Annotated in this window: 10 protein-coding genes; 6 read left to right on the top strand and 4 right to left on the bottom strand. The window is 69.8% G+C overall.

The features are described from left to right. The 3 genes from ACE3P2_RS00850 to mtnA all read right to left on the bottom strand — a co-directional run. A partial coding sequence (locus ACE3P2_RS00850) for a response regulator (protein ID WP_374259791.1) occupies window positions 1-4206 on the bottom strand: 4206 nt, incomplete at its 3' end. A 13-nt stretch (window positions 4207-4219) separates the two neighbouring features. Next, entirely contained in the window at window positions 4220-4903 is a 684-nt protein-coding gene (locus ACE3P2_RS00845; RefSeq protein WP_374259788.1) for a class II aldolase/adducin family protein, read from the bottom strand. 20 nt (window positions 4904-4923) lie between these two features. Further along, window positions 4924-5979: an S-methyl-5-thioribose-1-phosphate isomerase gene (gene mtnA, locus ACE3P2_RS00840; RefSeq protein WP_374259785.1), complete on the bottom strand. Its 1056-nt coding sequence runs from the start codon at window positions 5977-5979 to the stop codon at window positions 4924-4926. A 145-nt stretch (window positions 5980-6124) separates the two neighbouring features. On the opposite strand from mtnA, the gene ACE3P2_RS00835 reads away from it, so the two are divergent. From ACE3P2_RS00835 to ACE3P2_RS00810, 6 genes are read left to right on the top strand one after another with little or no spacing between them, the layout of a single operon-like run. After that, the gene (locus tag ACE3P2_RS00835) at window positions 6125-7285 is read left to right on the top strand and encodes a pyridoxal phosphate-dependent aminotransferase (protein WP_374259783.1); all 1161 of its coding nucleotides are present in this window, start codon (window positions 6125-6127) and stop codon (window positions 7283-7285) included. A gap of 31 nt (window positions 7286-7316) precedes the next feature. Next, window positions 7317-7592, top strand: coding sequence for a PP0621 family protein (locus tag ACE3P2_RS00830; RefSeq protein WP_374259780.1), 276 nt, complete (start codon window positions 7317-7319; stop codon window positions 7590-7592). A 24-nt stretch (window positions 7593-7616) separates the two neighbouring features. Then, the gene (locus ACE3P2_RS00825) at window positions 7617-9215 is read left to right on the top strand and encodes a PAS domain-containing sensor histidine kinase (RefSeq protein WP_374259777.1); all 1599 of its coding nucleotides are present in this window, start codon (window positions 7617-7619) and stop codon (window positions 9213-9215) included. Further along, the gene (locus tag ACE3P2_RS00820; RefSeq protein ID WP_374259775.1) at window positions 9212-10585 is read left to right on the top strand and encodes a sigma-54-dependent transcriptional regulator; all 1374 of its coding nucleotides are present in this window, start codon (window positions 9212-9214) and stop codon (window positions 10583-10585) included. The genes ACE3P2_RS00825 and ACE3P2_RS00820 overlap by 4 nt, the downstream gene beginning before the upstream one ends. Continuing rightward, complete coding sequence (locus ACE3P2_RS00815; protein ID WP_374259773.1) at window positions 10585-13980, top strand: ATP-binding protein; 3396 nt, start codon at window positions 10585-10587, stop codon at window positions 13978-13980. The genes ACE3P2_RS00820 and ACE3P2_RS00815 overlap by 1 nt, the downstream gene beginning before the upstream one ends. Further along, entirely contained in the window at window positions 13973-14908 is a 936-nt protein-coding gene (locus ACE3P2_RS00810; RefSeq protein ID WP_374259770.1) for a response regulator, read from the top strand. The genes ACE3P2_RS00815 and ACE3P2_RS00810 overlap by 8 nt, the downstream gene beginning before the upstream one ends. Here ACE3P2_RS00810 and ACE3P2_RS00805 read toward each other — a convergent pair. Continuing rightward, a complete protein-coding gene (locus ACE3P2_RS00805) occupies window positions 14905-18186 on the bottom strand; it encodes an EAL domain-containing protein (RefSeq protein ID WP_374259767.1) in 3282 nt (1093 codons plus the stop codon). The two genes, ACE3P2_RS00810 and ACE3P2_RS00805, sit on opposite strands and share 4 nt — an antisense overlap. Between the last annotated feature and the right edge of the window lie 490 nt (window positions 18187-18676).

Below are 18676 nucleotides of genomic sequence, written 5' to 3'. Positions count from 1 at the left end.
GGGGCGGCCCGCGGCGAGGGCGTCGGCGATGCGCGCGGCGCAGTCGCGCTGGCTGGCGGCGAAGCGCCGGAGCAGGCGGATGTAGGCGTCGGGGTCGTGGCCGACCCGGCGCAGGGCGCCGGCGACGTCGATGCCGGGGAGATCGGGAACGCTGGCGGCCGCCGGCGGCCTGGGCTGGCGCGTGTGCTGGAGGATGGCTTCGAACAGGCGCTCGGGGACGATGGGCTTGGCGACGTGGTCGTTCATGCCGATGTCCAGGCATTGCTGGCGCTGGTCGGCGAGGGCATGGGCGGTCATGGCGACGATGGGAAGATGGGCAAAGCGCGGATCGCGGCGGATCTGCCGGGTGGCTTCGAGGCCATCCATTTCGGGCATCTGGAGGTCCATCAGGACGAGGTCGAAGGCATCGGGGCCGTTGGCGAGCAGGGTGTCGAGGGCGCGACGGCCGTTATCGGCGATGCGCACCTGGGCGCCGCGCTTTTCGAGCAGGGCGCGGGCGATCTGCTGGTTGATGTCGTTGTCTTCGACGACGAGCAGGCGCAGGCCTTCAAGCTGGTGGGCGTGGTCGGGGGTAGGGGGTGGCAGTGGCGGCGCGGCGCGCATCCCGAAGGCGCCGACGATGGCGTCGAGCAGGCTCGAGGCGGTGGCGGGCTTGTGCAGGCAGCCGTCGATGCCGGCGTCCACGGCGCGGGCGACGCTCTGGTCGTCGCCATAGGCGGTGAGCAGGATGACTGCCGGCGGTGCGCTGAGGTGGCGGTTCTGCTTGATGCGGCGGGTGGCCTCGATGCCGTCCTGGAGCGGCATGCGCAGGTCCATCAGGACGAGGCCGAAGCGGTCGCCGCCGTCGGCGCGATGCACCGCGGTGATGGCTTCGGCGGCCGAGGAGACGGCTTCGGAGCGGAACGGGAAGTTGCTGAGCAGGTGCAGTAAAACCCGACGGGCCACCGGGTGGTCGTCGACGACCAGCACGCGCAGGCCGTCGAGGATGCCGGGCAGGACGCGCGGTGCGCCGTCGGCGGCGAGTTCGAAGCGGGCATCGAAGCGGAAGGCGCTGCCTTCGCCGGGTGTGCTGTCCACGTCGATGCCGCCGCCGCCCATGAGCTCGACCAGATGCCGGGCGATGGAGAGGCCGAGCCCGGTGCCGCCGAAGCGGCGCGACATGGAGGTGTCGGCCTGGGAAAAGGCTTCGAAGAGGCGGTCGCGCTGGTTGGCGCTCATGCCGATACCGGTGTCGCGGACTTCGAAGCGCAGGGTGGCGTGCTGGGCGTCGCGGGCGGCGACGCCGACCTGCAGGCGGATGTCGCCCCGGTCGGTGAACTTGGCCGCGTTGCCGAGCAGGTTGGTGAGCACCTGACCGAGCCGCAGAGGGTCGCCGACGAGGTGCTGGGGGACGTCGGGGGCGATGTCGAGGAGCAGTTCGAGGCCTTTTTCCTGGGCCCGCTGGGCGGTGAAGGTGACGACATGGTCGAGCACCTGGTCGAGCTTGAAGACGATGTGCTCGAGCTGCAGCTTGCCGGCTTCGATCTTGGAGAAGTCGAGGATGTCGTTCACCACGCCGAGCAGGGTGGTGCCGGAGGCCTGGATCTTGTCGAGGTAGTCGCGCTGGCGCTCGTCGAGCCCGCTGCCCAGGCACAGCCCGGCCAGGCCGATGATGGCGTTGAGCGGAGTGCGGATCTCGTGGCTGATGTTGGCCAGGAAGCGGGTCTTGGATTCGGCTGCTTCTTCGGCGAGGCGCTTGGCCTCGCGCAGGGTGGCGAGCGCCTGACGGTGCATCGAGAGGTCTTCGAGCACCCAGATGCAGTGGGTGATCTCGCCGCTGTGCTCGCCCTGGTTTTCGGCCAGGCCGCTGACCGAGATGCCGACCCACAGGGGGTCGCCGTCACGGCGGCGGAGCTGGCATTCGCGACGCCACACGCCGGCGGCCTTGAGGGCGTGCCATTGGTCGGCGTGGAAGTCGATGGGCTGGCCGGCGGCGTCCACGAGATCGGGCCGGGTGCCGGCCAGTTCGCCGGCGGTGTGGCCCGATTCGCGGCAGTAGCGCGGGTTGGCGTACTGGATGGCGCCGCTCGGATTGGTGATGACGAGCATGCTGGGGCTTTGCTCGACGGCCAGCGAGAGCTTGCGCAGTTCCTGCTCGGCGGCCTTGCGGCGGGTGATGTCGTAGATCCAGGCGATCAGCGCGGGGCCACCCCGGAAATCGAGCTGTTCGATGTTGACGAGGGTCCAGATGATGCTGCCGTCGGCCACCCGGAACTCGACTTCGTGGTCGCGCACGGGGTGGCCGTCGCGCAGTTGCACGAGCACCGCGTCGGCCACCGTCTGGCTGCGGAACCAGGCGTTGGCCGGGCGCCGCATGAAGTCGGCCATGTCGGTGCAGGCGAGTTCGGCGGCCCGGGTGTTGGCGAGCAGGGGCGGGTTGCCCGGGCGGTTGATGACCACCGCGATGGGGCTCGATTCCAGGATGTGGCGGCTCGCCTCGTGGGCGCGCCGGGCCTCGCGCTCGGCTTCCTTCTGGGCACTGATGTCCACCAGCACGCCGAGCAGGCCGCCGGCTTCGCCGCTGACGAGGCGAAAGGCGCTGACCCAGTACAGCGTGTCGTGCTCGGTGCCGTCGGCGAAGGGCAGGCGGAGTTCCTTGTGCAGGGTGCCGTTGGTGGCGATGGTGTGCAGGTCGGCTTCGTGGTGGGCGAGGCGCAGATCGGCGGGCAGGTAGGGAAGATCGAGGACGGTCTTGCCGACGAGGAAGCCGCGGGTCGTGCCGAAGGCTTCCTCGTAGGCGCGGTTGCAGCCCAGGTAGCGGGCATCCGGGCCCTTGTAGAAGACCGGATTGGGCAGCACGTCGAGGAGCACCTGGATGAACAGGAGCTGATCGGCCAGGGCGTTGCGGTTTTCGGCCAGCTCGCGGGTGCGGGCGACAACCTTGGCTTCGAGATCGGACTGGCTGCGGGCGAGGGCGTCGGCGGCGTCGCGCAGGTGGCGGCGCATGGTTTCCTGGGAGGCGGCGAGTTCGGCCAGCTCGCGCCACGGAGTGACGACCGGTGGGGCGGCGTCGAGGTCGAGCCGGCCGATGCGCTCGCTGTGGGCGATGAGGGCGGCGAAGCCGCTGTCGAGGCAGCGTCCGAGGCGGCGGGCGATGAAGGCCGAGACGCCGAGGCTGAGGCCGATCAGCAGGAGCAGCACCGGGGCGACTTCCTGCAGGCGGGCGGGGATGAAGTCGTTTTCGCGGGCGAAGCCGCCGATCCACCACTGCTGGTTGCCCAGTTGCAGGGGGGCGAACTGGGCCAGCCAGGCTTCGCCTTCGTTCTCGTAGGCCAGGGTTTCGCTGCCGCCGTGGCCGGCGACGAGCCAGCGCGCGTAGCCGCGGGTGAGGTAATTGACGTCGATCTGGCCGGCGGGGCGCAGCAGGGCCTCGCGGCGGTCGGCGAGGTTGGCGAAGCGGGGGAAGCGCGGCAGGGCGACGACCTCGCCGCTGTCGGTCAGCACCACGCTGCCCCCCCGCTCGCCGACCGGGGTTTCGAGGGTGAGGCGCGACAGTTCGGCGAGCTGAACGTCGCAGGCGACGAGCCAGTTGCCCCCGTTGGCGGTGGCGTGGTGACTGAAGGCGGTGATGCCGGCGTCGCCGCTGGGCAGCCGTTCGGGCGGGCGCCAGCCGACGCTGGCGTCGTTGGCGGGTAGGGCGCGGGCGGCGTCGAGCCAGGTGGCGGTGGGTGGGGCGGGGCGGGTGTCGGCCTTGTCGGCGATGGGCTTGCCGTCGAGGCTCCAGCGCTGCCAGCCGCTGGCCGGCGCGGCGCGGCGCGGGTCGGTGAGGCGGGTGCGCCAGCCGTCGGTTTCGCGCTGCACGGTGAGCAGGCGACCGTCCGGGGCGACCAGGTGGATGGCGACGATCGGGCTGTCGCCGGCGAGCAGCGGCACCAGCATGGCGCTCGCGCCGGGCACGTCATCGAGGCGCAGGCGTCCCCCTGCGGCCCAGCCGCCGATCGTACGCAGGCGGGTTTCGACGCGCCGGATGCTGCGTTCGGCCTCGAAATGAACCTGGCTGACGGCGAGGTCGAGACGGCCGCGGGCGAGGGCCTGGGTGGCGGGGGTGACGATCAGGAACTGGATGGCCGCGCCGATCAGCAGCAGGCTGACCAGGAACACCGCGAGCATCCGCCACAGCAGGCTGCGGACGACGCGGGGGCGAGCGGGAGGCGGCGGGGCGGACATCGGTGGCAGGGGCTCAGGCGGGCTCGGCGTCGGCGGGCGGCGGCGGGGGCGCACTGGGCTGGGGTTGGCCGTAGGTTTCGAACAGGGCAAGCACTTCGTCCATCTCGGCGGCCGAGAGGATGCTCGGGCTGCCGATCTGGCAGGCGCGCCAGTAGTGTTCGCAGAGGGTTTCGAACTCGAGGGCGAGGGCCAGGGTCTGGCGCAGGTCGCGCCCGAGGGCGAGCATCCCGTGGTTGGCGAGCAGGCAGGCGCGGCGTTCGTCGAGGGCGGCGATGGCGCCGTCGGACAGCGCCTGGGTGCCGAACAGGGCGTAGGGCGCGCAGCGGATGTCGGTGCCGCCGAAGCGCGCGATCATGTAGTGGAACGCGGGAATTGCGCGGCGATGGCAGGCGATGGCGGTGGCGAAGGGCGAATGGGCGTGGAGCACCGCGCCGGCTTCGGGGCGCGCGGCGTAGATGTCGCGGTGGATGCGCCATTCGGACGAGGGGGCGAAGGCCCCCTGCCAGCTGCCGTCCATCGCCACCAGCGTCATGTCGTCGGCGGCGAGCTCGTCGTAGGCGCGGCCGGTGGGGGTGATCAGGAAGCCGCGGGCGCAGCGCACGCTGGCATTGCCGGCGGTGCCGGCGTTGAGCCCGCTGGCGACCATCTCGCGGGCGGTGGCGAGGAGGCCGGCGCGCAGCACGTTCTCGTTCATCATCGGGAGGCTCCTGGAGCGGTTCAGCGGTGGGCGACGGCGGCGAGGCTGTCGGCGGGATACACGCCGAACTCGCAGATTATGCCATTCAGGAGTTTTGCGGGGGTCACGTCGAAAGCGGGGTTGCAGGCGGGGGTTGCGTCGGCGGCGATGCGCAGGCGGGCCGCCCTGCCGTCGTCGGCGAGGCCGTGGAGGAGGCGCACTTCGTCGCCGCTGCGCGCTTCGATGGGGATGGCGCGCCCGTCGGGGCAGCCGAAGTCGATCGTCGAGCGGGGCGCGGCGATGTAGAAGGGGACGCCGTGGGCGTGGGCGGCGAGGGCCTTGAGATAGGTGCCGACCTTGTTGGCGGTGTCGCCGTTGGCGGCGATGCGGTCGGCGCCGGTGATGACGGCGTCGACGCGGCCTTCGGCGAGCAGCCAGCCGGCAGCGTTGTCGGCGATCAGGGTATGGGGAATGCCGGCGCGGGCGAGTTCCCATTCGGTGAGCAGGCCCTGGTTGCGCGGGCGCGTTTCGCTGACGAAGACGTGCAGGTCGATGCCGGCGGCGTGGGCGGCGTAGATCGGGGCGAGGGCGGTGCCGTGGCCGCAGGTGGCGAGCCAGCCGGCGTTGCAGTGGGTCATGAGCTGCAGGGCCCCGCGCCTGGCGTCGGCCAGCGCGGCGAGCAATGGCAGGCCGTGCCGGCCGATGGCGGCGTTGGCGGCGGCGTCACCGGCACGGATCGCTTCGGCGGCGGCCCACGCGGCGGCTGGCCGCAGGGCGGCGGGCAGGGGGCGCAGGGCGTCCTGCATGCGGTCGAGCGCCCAGTGCAGGTTGACCGCGGTGGGGCGGGTGGCGCGCAGCACGGCGTCGGCATGGGTCAGGGCGTCGTCGCGGGCGTCGGCCTGCATGGCGAGGGCGATGCCGAAGGCGGCGGTGGCGCCGATCAGGGGCGCACCGCGGACCTGCATGTCGCGGATCGCCACGGCGGCGTCGTCAAGGCCGCTGAGGCTGACGAAGGTTTCCTGCCAGGGCAGGCGGGTCTGGTCGAGAATGACGACGCGATCGCCGTCCCGGCGTAGGGTAGGGCAGGTGTCGGACACGGTGGAGAGCGCGGGGTGAGCGCGCGCAAAAGGGCGAAGCTGCGATTGTAACGAGATGCAACCGCCGTGGCGGGCCGCAACTGGCCGCCGCCGGCCGCATCTGCCAGAATCGCCCGGCCCAAGCCCGTTCCGGAGTGATGCTTCCATGCCGCGTTTTCCTGCTGCCGTCGTTTCCCGCCTGCCCGACGTGGGCACCACGATCTTCACCGTCATGTCGCGCCTGGCCCAGGCGTGCGGGGCGATCAACCTGTCGCAGGGTTTCCCGGATTTCAACGCCGAGGACGTGCTGTTCGAGCGGGTCGCCCACTGGATGCGCGCCGGCCACAACCAGTACGCGCCGATGGCCGGCGAGCCGGCGCTGCGGGTGGCGATCGCGGCCAAGGTGTGGCAGCTGTATGGTTGCGACTACGATCCGGAGCACGAGATCACCGTGACCGCCGGCGCGACCCAGGCCTTGTTCACCGCGGTGGCGGCGCTGGTGCATCCGGGCGACGAGGTGATCGTCTTCGAGCCGGTCTACGATTCCTACGTGCCGGCCATCGAACTGGCCGGCGGGGTGGTGCGGCGGGCGCGGCTGTCGGCGCCGGATTACCGGCCCGACTGGCAGGCGGTGCGCGCGCTGGTGACGCCGAAGACGCGCATGATCATGATCAACACGCCGCACAACCCGAGCGGCACGGTGTGGACCGCCGCCGACCTGCAGGCGCTGGCCGAGATCACCCGCGGCACCGACATCGTGGTCGTGGCCGACGAGGTGTATGAGCACATCGTCTTCGACGGTGCCCGCCACGAGAGTGTCGCCCGCTACCCGGCGCTGGCCGAGCGCAGCGTGGTGGTGTCGAGTTTCGGCAAGACCTACCACGTGACGGGCTGGAAGGTGGGCTACGTGCTGGCGCCGCGCGAGCTGATGGCCGAATTCCGCAAGGTTCATCAGTTCAACGTGTTCACCGTCAATTCCCCGGTGCAGCTGGCGCTGGCCGACTACATGGTGGAGGCATCGCGGCATCTCGGGCTGGCGGCTTTCTACCAAGCCAAGCGCGACGCGTTCCGGGCCGGCCTCGGGGGCACCCGCTTCGAGCTGCTGCCGTGCACCGGCACGTATTTCCAGACCGTGCGCTACGGCGCCATCTCGGATGCGCCGGACACCGAGTTCGTGCAGTGGCTGACCCGCGAGGTGGGCGTCGCGGCGATTCCCCTCTCGGCTTTCTTCGGCGACGGGCGCGACGAGAAGGTGATCCGTTTCTGCTTCGCGAAGCGCGACGACACGCTGGCCGCGGCGTTCGAGCGGCTGCAGCGCTTCTGCTAAACTGGCCCGCTAAACGCTGGAGTCTGCCGTCGTGCGAAACCTCATCCTGTTCGTCCTGTTCCTCATCGGCCTTTACTACGTCCGGCGCGCGCTGCGGCGGCCGGGTGGCGACGCGGGCCCCGCGGCGGGCGACGACATCGGCGGCGCCGGACGCGCATCGCGGACGCCTCCGCCGCCGCGCGTCGAGGTCGAGCAGATGGTGGCCTGCGCGCACTGCGGCCTGCACGTGCCCGAGAGCGAAGGTGTGCGGGGCGACGGCGCGTTCTTCTGTTCCGACGCCCATCGTCGTCTCGGCGTGCGCCGCTGACCGCCGCGCAGTGGAGCCGGCCGCGTGACTTCCGATTTTCCGCTGCTCCGCGCGCCAGGCTTGCCCGACGAATTCAGTCGGGCCCGGCCACTGCGCTACCTCAATGTCTTCCGGCTGATCCTCGCCAGCCTGTTCCTGGTTGCCGGGCGCGAGCTCAACCTGGGCAGCGATTCGCCGTCGATCTTCACCGCGGTGTCCTTCGCCTACGTGGCGGCCGTGCTGATCCTCGGCTTTCCCGACGCCGCCAAGGTCGTCGGCGAGGCCCGTCTGGTCACCTTGCAGGTGATGGTGGACATCACCCTGCTCACGCTCATCATGTGGGCCAGCGGCGGCTATCGCAGCGGCATCCCGATGCTGATCCTGATCGCCCTGGCCGGCGCCGGCCTGATCGGGCAGGGCCGGATGGTGCTGTTTTATGCCGCCTACGCGACCCTGGCGGTGTTGCTCGAGAACATGTTCCGTCTGCTGTCGGGGCGCGTCACCGTCGATTTCTTCACCGTCGGGGTGACCTGCATCGGCTTCTTCGCGGTGGCCCAGGTGGCGCGTCTGCTGGCGCTGCGGGCCATCGCCAACGAGAACCTGGCGCGTCAGCGCGGGGTCGATCTGGCGAGTCAGCTGCGTCTGAATCGCCAGATCATCCAGGACATGCAGGACGGCGTGCTGGTGGTGGGCGAGGGCGGCGTGCTGCGTCAGTTCAACCCCCAGGCGGTGAGCCTGCTCGGCACCGAACTGCGCGAAGGCGGCACCCTGCGCGAACTGGCGCCGGCCCTCGAGCGCGAGCTGCGCCGCCGTGCCGAGCAGGGCGATTCGGCCCACAGCCTGCGCGCCGACGCCAGCGGCAAGATGCTGCTGGCGCGCTTCCTGCCCGCCGGGGAAGCCAACGAGACGTTGGTCTACCTGGAAGACTTCGACCGCATCCACCGCCAGATCCAGCAGGTCAAGCTGGCCGCGCTGGGGCGGCTCACCGCCAGCATCGCCCACGAGATCCGCAACCCGCTGGCCTCGGTTTACCAGGCCGCCGAGCTGCTGCGCGAGGAAAAGCGCGGCGAGATGCAGGCGCGGCTGATCCGCATCATCGGCAACAACGCCCAGCGCATCGACCGCCTGGTGGCCGACGTGCTGGCCCTGGGCCGGCGCGACGAGGCCTTGCCCGAGGCCTTGCCGCTGGCCGAGTTCGTCGACGAGTTCCTCGACGAGCTTGGCGTGGCCGAAGGCGGTGCGCGGGGCGTGGTCGTGAGTCACGTGCCGGCGGGGCTCGAGATGGCGATGGACCGCGCCCATCTGCGGCAGATCCTGTGGAATCTGGTGGCGAACGCGCGGCGCCATTGCAGCGGTGCGCCGGGTGCGGTACAAATCGGCGCCGCGCTGCAGGATGACGGACGCGTCGCGCTCGAAGTCGCCGACGACGGCCCGGGCATTCCGGAAAACCTGCGGGCACAGGTCTTCGAACCTTTCTTCACCACCCATTCCAAGGGGACCGGTCTCGGGCTGTACATCTCCCGCGAACTGGCCGAGGCCAACGGCGCCGTGCTCGAACTGTGCGCCCCGGCCGTGGCCGACCCGACGGGCGCCCCCGCCCTCACCGGCGCCCGTTTCCGCATCACCGGACGCGTCAAACCATGAACCACACCGAAAGACGAGCCCGCTCCAGCGGTCCCGATGTGCTCATCGTCGATGACGAGGACGACATCCGCGAGCTGCTCGAACTGAGCCTGCTGCGTCTCGGCCTCGCCAGCGATGGCGCCGCCACCCTCGCCGAGGCCCGCGCGCTGCTCGCCGAGCGGCGCTATCGCCTGTGCCTCACCGACATGCGCCTGCCCGACGGCGACGGCCTCGAACTGGTCAAATACATCGCCGAGAACGTGCGCGACCTGCCGGTGGCGGTGATCACCGCGTTCGGCAGCATGGACAACGCCGTCACCGCGCTCAAGGCCGGCGCTTTCGACTATCTCTCCAAACCGGTGTCGATCGACCAGCTGCGGGCCCTCGTCAAATCGGTCTTTTCGGTGCAGGCCAAGGACGACGAGGCGCGCAAGAAGGACACCTCGAGCCTCACCGGCAGTTCGGCGGCGATCCTGCAGGTGCGCTCGCTGATCGAGAAGCTCGCCAAGAGCCAGGCGCCGGTGTTCATCTCGGGGGAGTCGGGCAGCGGCAAGGAGCGCGCGGCGCGGATGATCCACCAGCTCGGCCCGCGCGCCGGCGCGCCCTTCGTGGCGGTCAACTGCGGCGCGATTCCCGAGAACCTGATGGAGAGCGAATTCTTCGGCGCCAAAAAGGGGGCTTTTACCGGCGCGGACGTGGATCGGGAGGGCTTCTTCCAGGCCGCCCACGGCGGCACGCTGTTCCTCGACGAGGTGGGCGATCTGCCGTTGCCGATGCAGGTCAAGCTGCTGCGGGCGATCCAGGAGAAGAAATTCCGCCGCCTCGGCGACACCGTCGAGACCGCGGTGGACGTGCGCATTCTCAGCGCCACCCACCAGAACCTCAAGGCGATGGTGGAGGCGGCGCGTTTCCGCCAGGACTTGTTCTACCGCCTCAACGTCATCGAGCTGCGCATGCCTTCGCTGCGCGAACGGGCCGAGGACATCCCCCAGCTGGCCGAGATCCTGCTCGCCCGCCTCGCCGAGGCGTCGGGGCTGCCGCTGGCACGGCTCAGCGATGCGGCGGTGGCGGCGCTCAAGGCCTACGCCTTCCCCGGCAACGTGCGCGAGCTGGAGAACATCCTCGAACGTGCCCTGGCCCTGTCGTCGGGTAGCGTCATCGAAGCCGAGGACCTGCTCATCGACCCCGCCGACATGGGCGAGGTGACGCCCGCCGCGCCGGCGACCCCGGGTGGGGCCGACCTGCAGGAATACCTCGATCAGGTGGAGCGCCACGTGATCGAGGAAGCCCTCGAAAAATCCGGCGGCAACCGCACCGCCGCCGCGCGGGCGCTGGGCGTGACCTTCCGTTCGCTGCGCTATCGCCTCGAACGTCTGGGCATCAAGGAGTGATGGAAGGCGAGCCAGAGGCCGTCCAGCGGGTCGTCAAGATCCGCCGCGACTACAACACCTGGGTCGCGCGGGAGACGATCGAGGACTACGCGCTGCGCTTCACCCCGCGCAGCTTCCGGCGCTGGTCCGAGCTGCAGGTGGCCAACACCGCGTTCGGGGTGGCCTCCTTTCTGGTGCTCGAAGCCGTCGGCGCCACGCTGCTGGTCGATTACGGCTTTCTCAACGCGCTCCTGGCGATCCTCGCGGCGGGGCTCATCATCTTTCTCGCCGGACTGCCGATCAGCGTCTATGCCGCGCGCCACGGCGTGGACATGGATCTGCTCACCCGTGGCGCGGGTTTCGGCTACATCGGCTCGACGCTCACGTCGCTGATCTACGCCTCGTTCACCTTCATCTTCTTCGCCCTCGAGGCGGCGATCATGGCCTACGCGCTGGAACTGGCCTTCGACATTCCGCCGGCCTGGGGTTACCTGCTGTGCGCCCTGGTGGTGATCCCGCTGGTCACCCACGGCGTCACCGCGATCACCCGCCTGCAGGCGCTGACGCTCCCCCTGTGGCTGGTGATGCTGGTGGTGCCCTACCTGTTCGTGTTCGGCGAGCGGCCGGACATCCTTGGCGGTCTGGCGGACTATGGTGGCGAGCGGGGCGTCGGTGCCGGTTTCAATCTGCATGCCTTCGGTGCGGCGCTCACCGTCGGCATCGCCCTCATCACCCAGATGGGCGAGCAGGCCGACTACCTTCGCTTCATGCCCGAGAAGACCGCCACCACCGCCCGACGCTGGTGGGTTGCGGTGCTGGTGGGCGGTCCGGGGTGGGTGCTGCTGGGCGTGGTCAAGATGCTCGGTGGGGCGCTGCTGGCTTACCTGGCGATCAGCAACGCGGTGCCGGCGGCGCGGGCGGTGGACCCCAACCAGATGTACCTGGCGGCCTACGAGTACGTCTTTCCGCATCTGCGCTGGGCGGTGGCGGCGACGGCGCTGTTCGTGGTCGTCTCGCAGCTCAAGATCAACGTGACCAACGCCTACGCGGGCTCGCTGGCGTGGTCGAACTTTTTCGCGCGGCTCACCCACAGCCATCCGGGGCGGGTTGTGTGGGTGGTGTTCAATACCGTGATCGCGCTGATGCTGATGGAGCTGGACGTGTTTCAGGCCATCGGCAAGGTGCTGGGCTTGTATGCCAACGTGGCCATCGCCTGGATGATGGCGGTGGTGGCCGATCTGGTCGTCAACAAGCCGCTGGGCCTGTCGCCACCGGGCATCGAGTTCAAGCGGGCGCATCTGTACGACATCAACCCGGTCGGCGTGGGGGCGATGGGCATCGCGTCCGGGGTGTCGGTGGCGGCTTGGGCGGGGGCGTTCGGGGCGGGGCCGCAGGCGTTCTCGGCGTTGATCGCGCTGGTGACGGCGTTTGTGGCCGCTCCGCTGATCGCCTGGGCGACTGGCGGGCGCTACTACCTGGCGCGTCAGCCCGAGGCCGCGCCCGGCAACAGCCATACCTGCGTGATCTGCGAGCGCACGTACGAAGCCGACGATCTGGCGCGCTGCCCGGCCTACCAGGGCGCGATCTGCTCCCTGTGCTGCTCCCTCGACGCCCGCTGCAACGATCTCTGCAAACCCCAGGCGCGGCTGTCGTCCCAGTGGGCGGCGGCGATGCGCCGGGTGTTGCCGCGGGCGGCCTGGCCGTACCTCGAAACCGGCCTGGGGCACTACCTGCTGCTGATGGCGGTGGTGGCGCCCGCGCTCGGGCTGCTGATGTGGCTGCTCCATCAGCAGGGCGTCACGCTGCTGGGCGAGCGGGCGGCCGATCTCGCGCCGGCGCTCCGGCTGGCCTTCATCAAGGGTTACTTTGCGTTGTTGCTGGCCAGCGGCCTCGCGCTGTGGTGGCTGGTGCTGACCCACAAGAGCCGCCAGGTGGCACAGGAGGAGTCGAACCGCCAGACCAGCCTGCTGATGCGCGAGATCGAATCCCACCGCCGCACCGACGAGCAGCTGCAGCGCGCCAAGCAGGCTGCGGAGCTGGCCAACCAGGCCAAGAGCCGCTACATCACGGCGATCAGCCACGAACTGCGCACGCCGCTCAACAGCATCCTCGGCTACGCCCAGATCCTCGACGGCGACGATGCGATCCCGCCCAACCGGCGTCAGGCCGTGAACATCATCCGCCGCAGCGGCGACCATCTGCTGTCGGTGATCGAAGGCACCCTCGACATCGCCCGCATCGAGGGTGGCAAGCTGGCGCTCGACGTGAAACCGCTGGATTTTCGCGATTTCATGCAGCAGATCGTCGCCATGTTCGAGGTGCAGGCCCGCAACAAGGGGCTGAGTTTCCGCTACGAGCCGAAGGGCGAGATGCCCGCGGTGATCCGCGCCGACGCCAAGCGGGTGCGCCAGATCCTCATCAACCTGCTGGGCAACGCGGTGAAGTTCACCGCCCGGGGCAGCATCTGCCTGCGCGTCGCCTACCGGATGGAAATGGCCACCTTCGAAGTGGCGGACAGCGGCCCAGGCATCGGCCAGGCGGAGCTCGAGCGCATCTTCGACCCGTTCTCCCGCGGCAGCGCCGCCCAGGGCGCCAGCGGCGCCGGGCTGGGCCTGACGATCAGCCGGATGTTCGCCGACGTGATGGGCGGCGAACTCACTGCCACCAGTGCGCCGGGGGTCGGCAGCACCTTCCGGGTGCGGCTGTTCCTGCCCCAGGTGCATGGCGAGCGGGCGGGCGCCGACCTGCCGCGCAAGAACCGTGTCGGCTATGCCGGCGACCGCCGTCGCATCCTGGTGGTGGACAACGAGCGGGTGGACCGGGAGTTCCTCATCAACCTGCTCGAACCGCTCGGCTTCTCGCTGGCCCAGGCGGCGTCGGGGCTGGAATGCCTGCGCGTGCTGCCGCGCTTCAAGCCCGATCTGGTCTTCATGGACCTGGCGATGCCGGGGATCGACGGTTGGGAGACCATCCGCCGCATCCGTGCCGGTGCCGCTTCGGCCGACATGGCCGGGGTGCCGGTGGCGATCATCTCGGCCAACGCCTACGAGCGCGGCCTGCACGGAGACGACAACGCGCTGGGCGTCGCGCAACGGGATTTCATCCTCAAGCCGGTGCAGGTGACCGAGCTGCTCGACTGGATCGGCCAGCGCCTCGGCCTCGAATGGCTGGAGCGTCCGCTCCCGCCGCCGGCGCCGACGCTGCCCGCCGGCGTCGTCTATCCGCCCGCCGCGCTGCTGGCGCCGCTGGCCGAGCAGCTTGAACTGGGCTACGTGAAGGGTATCCTGCGCCGGCTCGACGAGATCGAGGCGGCGGACCCGGCCTACGCCCCCTTCGTCGCCGAACTGCGCGGCCACGCCCGCAATTTCCGCCTCGACGCCATTGCGCCCCTGTTGGACAAAGCTCGCCATGCCTGATTTCGACCGGCTCAACGCCGATCTCGTGCTGATCGTGGATGACATCCCCGAGAACCTGTCGCTGCTCCACGACGCCCTCGACGAGGCCGGCTACACCGTGCTCGTCGCCACCAACGGCGAGACGGCCCTGCAGCGTGCCCAGCACAGCGTGCCCGACGTGATCCTGCTCGATGCGGTGATGCCGGGCATGGACGGCTTCGAAGTGGCGCGGCGGCTGAAGGCGGACTTCGCGACCCGGCACATCCCGATCGTCTTCATGACCGGCCTCACCGAGACCGAGCACGTGGTGGCTGCGTTCGATGCCGGCGGCGCCGACTACGTCACCAAGCCGATCCGCCCGCAGGAAGTGCTGGCACGCATCGCCGCCCACATGCAGAGCGCCCGCCTGATGCGCCAGGCGCGCAGCGCGCTCGACGCCTTCGGCCAGGCGACGCTGGCGGTGCACCCGGAAACCGGCCGGCTGGTGTGGCAGACGCCGCTGGCGCGCAAGCTGCTGGCGGATTACTTCGGCAGCGCGTCGGACGATGCGCCGCCGGCCGTGATGGCGTGGATCGCCGAGTCGAGCCGGGCACGTCGCGAGGGGCGCGCGTTTCCGCCGCTCACCCGGAGCCAGGGGGCGCGCCGGCTGGTATTCACGCTGCACGAGCGGGCCGGCGAGGACGAATGGCTGCTGGCCCTGCGGGAGGAGTCGGACGCGGCGGCGATCGATGCCCTGCAGGCCGCTTTCCGCCTGACCACCCGCGAGGCGGAGGTGCTCTACTGGGTCATCAAGGGCAAGACCAGCCCCGACATCGGCGAGATTCTCGGTTCCAGCCCGCGCACCGTGAACAAGCACCTGGAGCACGTCTTCGCCAAGCTGGGCGTCGAAAACCGTACTGCCGCCGCGTCGCTGGCGATGGCGCGGATTCGCATGGCGGGCGAGGCCTAGCGGGCGGCCCCGTCCTGCAGCAGACGGGTGAGCGCGGCGGCCGGCAGCGGACGGGCGAACAGGAAGCCCTGCATCACGTGGCACTGGCGCGCGAGCAGGAAGTCGCGCTGGGCCTCGGTCTCGACCCCTTCGGCGATCACCGCCAGGCCCAGATCGCGGGCGATGGAGAGGGTGGCGGCGGCAATGGCGGCGTCCTCGGCATCGCCGGGCAGGTCGCGTACGAAGGAGCGGTCGATCTTGAGATGGGTGAGTGGCAGGCGCTTGAGGTAGGCGAGGCTGGAATAGCCGGTGCCGAAATCGTCCAGCGCGAGGCCGATGCCCATCGCGCGCAGGGTCGCGAGCTGGGCCTCGATCTCGGGCGTGGGCTGCATCAGGGCGCTCTCGGTGAGTTCGAGTTCGAGGCGGTCGGGCAGGGCGCCACTGTCGGCGATGACCTGCCGGACGCGTTCGAGGAAGCCGGCCTTGCGGAACTGCAGTGCCGAGATATTTACCGCGACCACGGGCACCGGCAGGCCGGCGGTGTGCCAGGCGACCTGCTGGCGGCAGGCTTCCTGCAGGACCCAGTCGCCGATGGCGTGGATGATGCCGGTCTCCTCGGCGAGGGGAATGAACTCGTTGGGGGGCACGCGTCCGCTCTCCGGATGGTTCCAGCGCACCAGCGCCTCGACCCCCACCAGACGCTCGCCCGGCATCTCCCACTGAGGCTGATATTCGAGCACCAGTTCGTTGCGTTCCAGTGCCCGGCGCAGGGCGTTTTCGAGCTTCAGCCGGGCGTAGGCGCGGCTGTTCATGTCAGGCGTGAAGTAGCGGAAATCGTTGCGCCCCTCGCTCTTGGCCTCGTACATGGCGGTGTCGGCGTGCTTGAGTAGGGTGTCGATGTCGGCGCCGTTGCCGGGGTAGAGGGCGATGCCGATGCTGGTGGAGGTGACGAGATCCTGGCCGTCGATGGAGAACGGTGCGGTGAGGCTGGCGATCAGCTTGCGGGCGACGGTCGCGGCGTCGTCGGGGCGGGTGAGCTGGGGCAGCAGCACCACGAACTCGTCGCCGCCGAGGCGGGCGAGCACGTCCTCGTCGCGCAGGGTGGCGCTCAGGCGCTTGGCGACGGCCGATAGCAGGCGATCGCCCACCGGGTGGCCGAGGGTGTCGTTGATCGTCTTGAAGTTGTCCAGATCGAGGAACAGCACGCCCAGCCGCAGCTGGTTGCGCCGCGCGAAGGCGAGGGCCTGCTCGGCGCGGTTGGCCCACAGGCTGCGGTTGGGCAGCCCGGTGAGCACGTCGTAGTGGGCGAGGTACTGGATGTGGGCTTCGGCGGCGCGACTGGCGCTGACGTCCTGGACGGTGCCGCGCAGCAGGGGCGCGCGACGGGCGCCGCGGGTGGCCTCGATGGTGAAGTGGAGGATGCGCTCCTGACCGTCGGTAGAGGCGAGGCGCACGTCCAGTTCGGCACCGGACTGGCCGTTGGAGACGCGTCGCAGGGCGTCGTCGAGGGTGGCGCGATCGTCCGGGTGGGTGGCGGCGATCAGCGCGTCGAGACTGCTGTCCTGCATCGGCGGGGTGCCGAGGATGCGATACAGCTCCGCCGACCAGTGGCAGCGCCCGGTATCGGTTTCCGCCTCCCAGCAGCCGAGGCGGGCGATGCGTTCGGCGTGCGTGAGGATGGCCTGCTGGGCACTGAGGCGCTGGCTCGCTTCGGCGAGTTCGGCGGTGCGTCGATCGACGAGCTCTTCGACACGCCGCGCGCGGCCGGTGGTGGCGAGCAGGAAGGCCCCAAGCAGGCCAGTGCACACCAGGCCGACGGCGATCAGGGTAAAGGCTTCCCAGCCCCGGTGCAGGGGCGCGTAGCCCGGGTCGGCCACGAAGCTGAGGCGCCACGTCTGGCCGGCGAAGTCGAAAGTCTCCTGGAAGGGCTGCAGGCCGCCTTCGCGCCGGCTGCCGGCCCTCGGGCAGGCGTCGAGTCCGGCCAACCGCTTGCCGGCGGCGTCTTGGGGGGTGATTTCCTCGAGACAGTAGCCGATGCCGGCGATGGCGTTGGGTTGAAGGATGCCGAGAATGGCGTCCTCGATGCGCATCGCGATGAACACCAGCCCGGCGGGATGGCCTGCGCTGTTCTGGATGCGCTGGTAGATCACCACCCCGAGCTTGTGCTCGGTTTCCTGGGTGAGCTCGAAGGCGCGCGTGGCGGCGGCCTTGCCGTCGGCCAGCGTCCGCGGGATGACCTCGGCGGAGTGGCTGATCGACAGCACGTTCACCCCCAGCGCCCGGCGATTGCGCTCGGTCGGCGAGACGTAGCGGATCACGTAATACTCGGGCCGTGGCGCGAGCGGAACCAGACGGTTGTCGGCGTCGCGGTCGACCACCCGGAAATTGCGGCTGGCCGGATCGGCGCGGACGTGCTGCTCGAAACTCGCCAGCTGGGATGCGCCGACTCGCGGAATCCAGCCGATGCCCTGGACGCCGCTGAAGCGCGATTGCCAGGTGGCGGAGAAGGCTTCGAAGCCGGCGTGGTCTAGCTGCGGCGCGGCGATCATGACCCGTTCGGTGGCCTGGAGCACGTCGAGATAATCCGCGAAACGGGTCCGCACGAGGCTGGCAAGGTGGCCGGAATCGCGCTCGAAACGCGATTGCAGGCGCTGCTGTTCCCACTTGGCGACCTGGGTCTCGAGCCCGGCAAGGAGGATCAGCGCGAGGCACAGCGGCAGCGCGATGGTGAGTCGGCGGGGTGCCCAGTCGCTGCGCGGCGTACCGATGAAGACGAACGTGAGCGGCGTCGCAATGAGAATCCCGAGGGCGTCGCCAGCCCACCAGTTCCACCAGCTGAACGCGACCTCGCCCGGAGGAAGCTTGGCGAACAGGACAAGCAGCGCGACACCGTTGGTGGCGCCGATCAGGCAACTCAGCGGGGCGGCGGCGAACAGCAGGCGCACGATGGCGTCGGCGGAATCGAGGCTGCTCGGAAAGCGGATCCAGCGGCGCGCCATCAGGGCGCCGGCCATCGCCTGCACAAGCACGCCAATGCTGACGCCGATCGGCAGGAACCACGGCCAGTCGGGCAGCACCGAGTGGGTCGCCGCGTAGAAATTGGTGGCCAGCGATCCGACCAAAACCGCCGGCCAGATGCGGGCGCCGTAGATGAGCGTCGCCGCGAGGGCGATCCCGGCGGCTGGAAACAGTGGCGCGACGTAGCCCGGCGGGATCGCGATGTGCAGCGACAGAATGCCGCACAGCGCATAGGCGATGGCGATTCCAAACTGGGGGCGCAGGCTGTGCAGGGAGCGCATCGGGCGGTGGTCGGAAGCGGTGGCAGGAGGCGAAAGAGCGTGAATCATTGTAACCGGCCCGCAGGAGCCCGGAAGGGCCTTTCCGTGAGGAGGTCGCTCGGCGAAAAAGCGGCTGGGATCACCGTATTCATGCTGCAATGCGGTAGTATCGCGATGCCATGCAAACGGCGTCGTCGCGGAGCGCTCGCAGGGCCGTGAGCGGCCAGTCTGGCAGGCGTCCGGGGGCGCCGTGATGCGGGGTGGCTGGATCGGAGGAGCGGAGCCGTGAAAGTGCTTGCCTTCGTCTGTCCGTGAAGGGCGTGGTGCGAGCTCCCGGATCGAATTTGAACAATTGTGGCGGTGATGTTTTTGCCCGATTTGGGCTTCTACGCCGTTATAATATTGAGTGCTAACACGCTGCAACGACGGGTTTGTGCGGGTGTTGAATCACGCTCCAGGCGTGGCGCGCCGCGCGAACGGTTTTGGTGCATTCCATCGGCGTTTGTTTTTG

Origin of the sequence: Zoogloea sp. (genome assembly GCF_041911615.1) — a bacterium.
Taxonomy (GTDB): domain Bacteria; phylum Pseudomonadota; class Gammaproteobacteria; order Burkholderiales; family Rhodocyclaceae; genus Zoogloea.
This window is presented reverse-complemented; position numbering and strand designations above follow the sequence as displayed.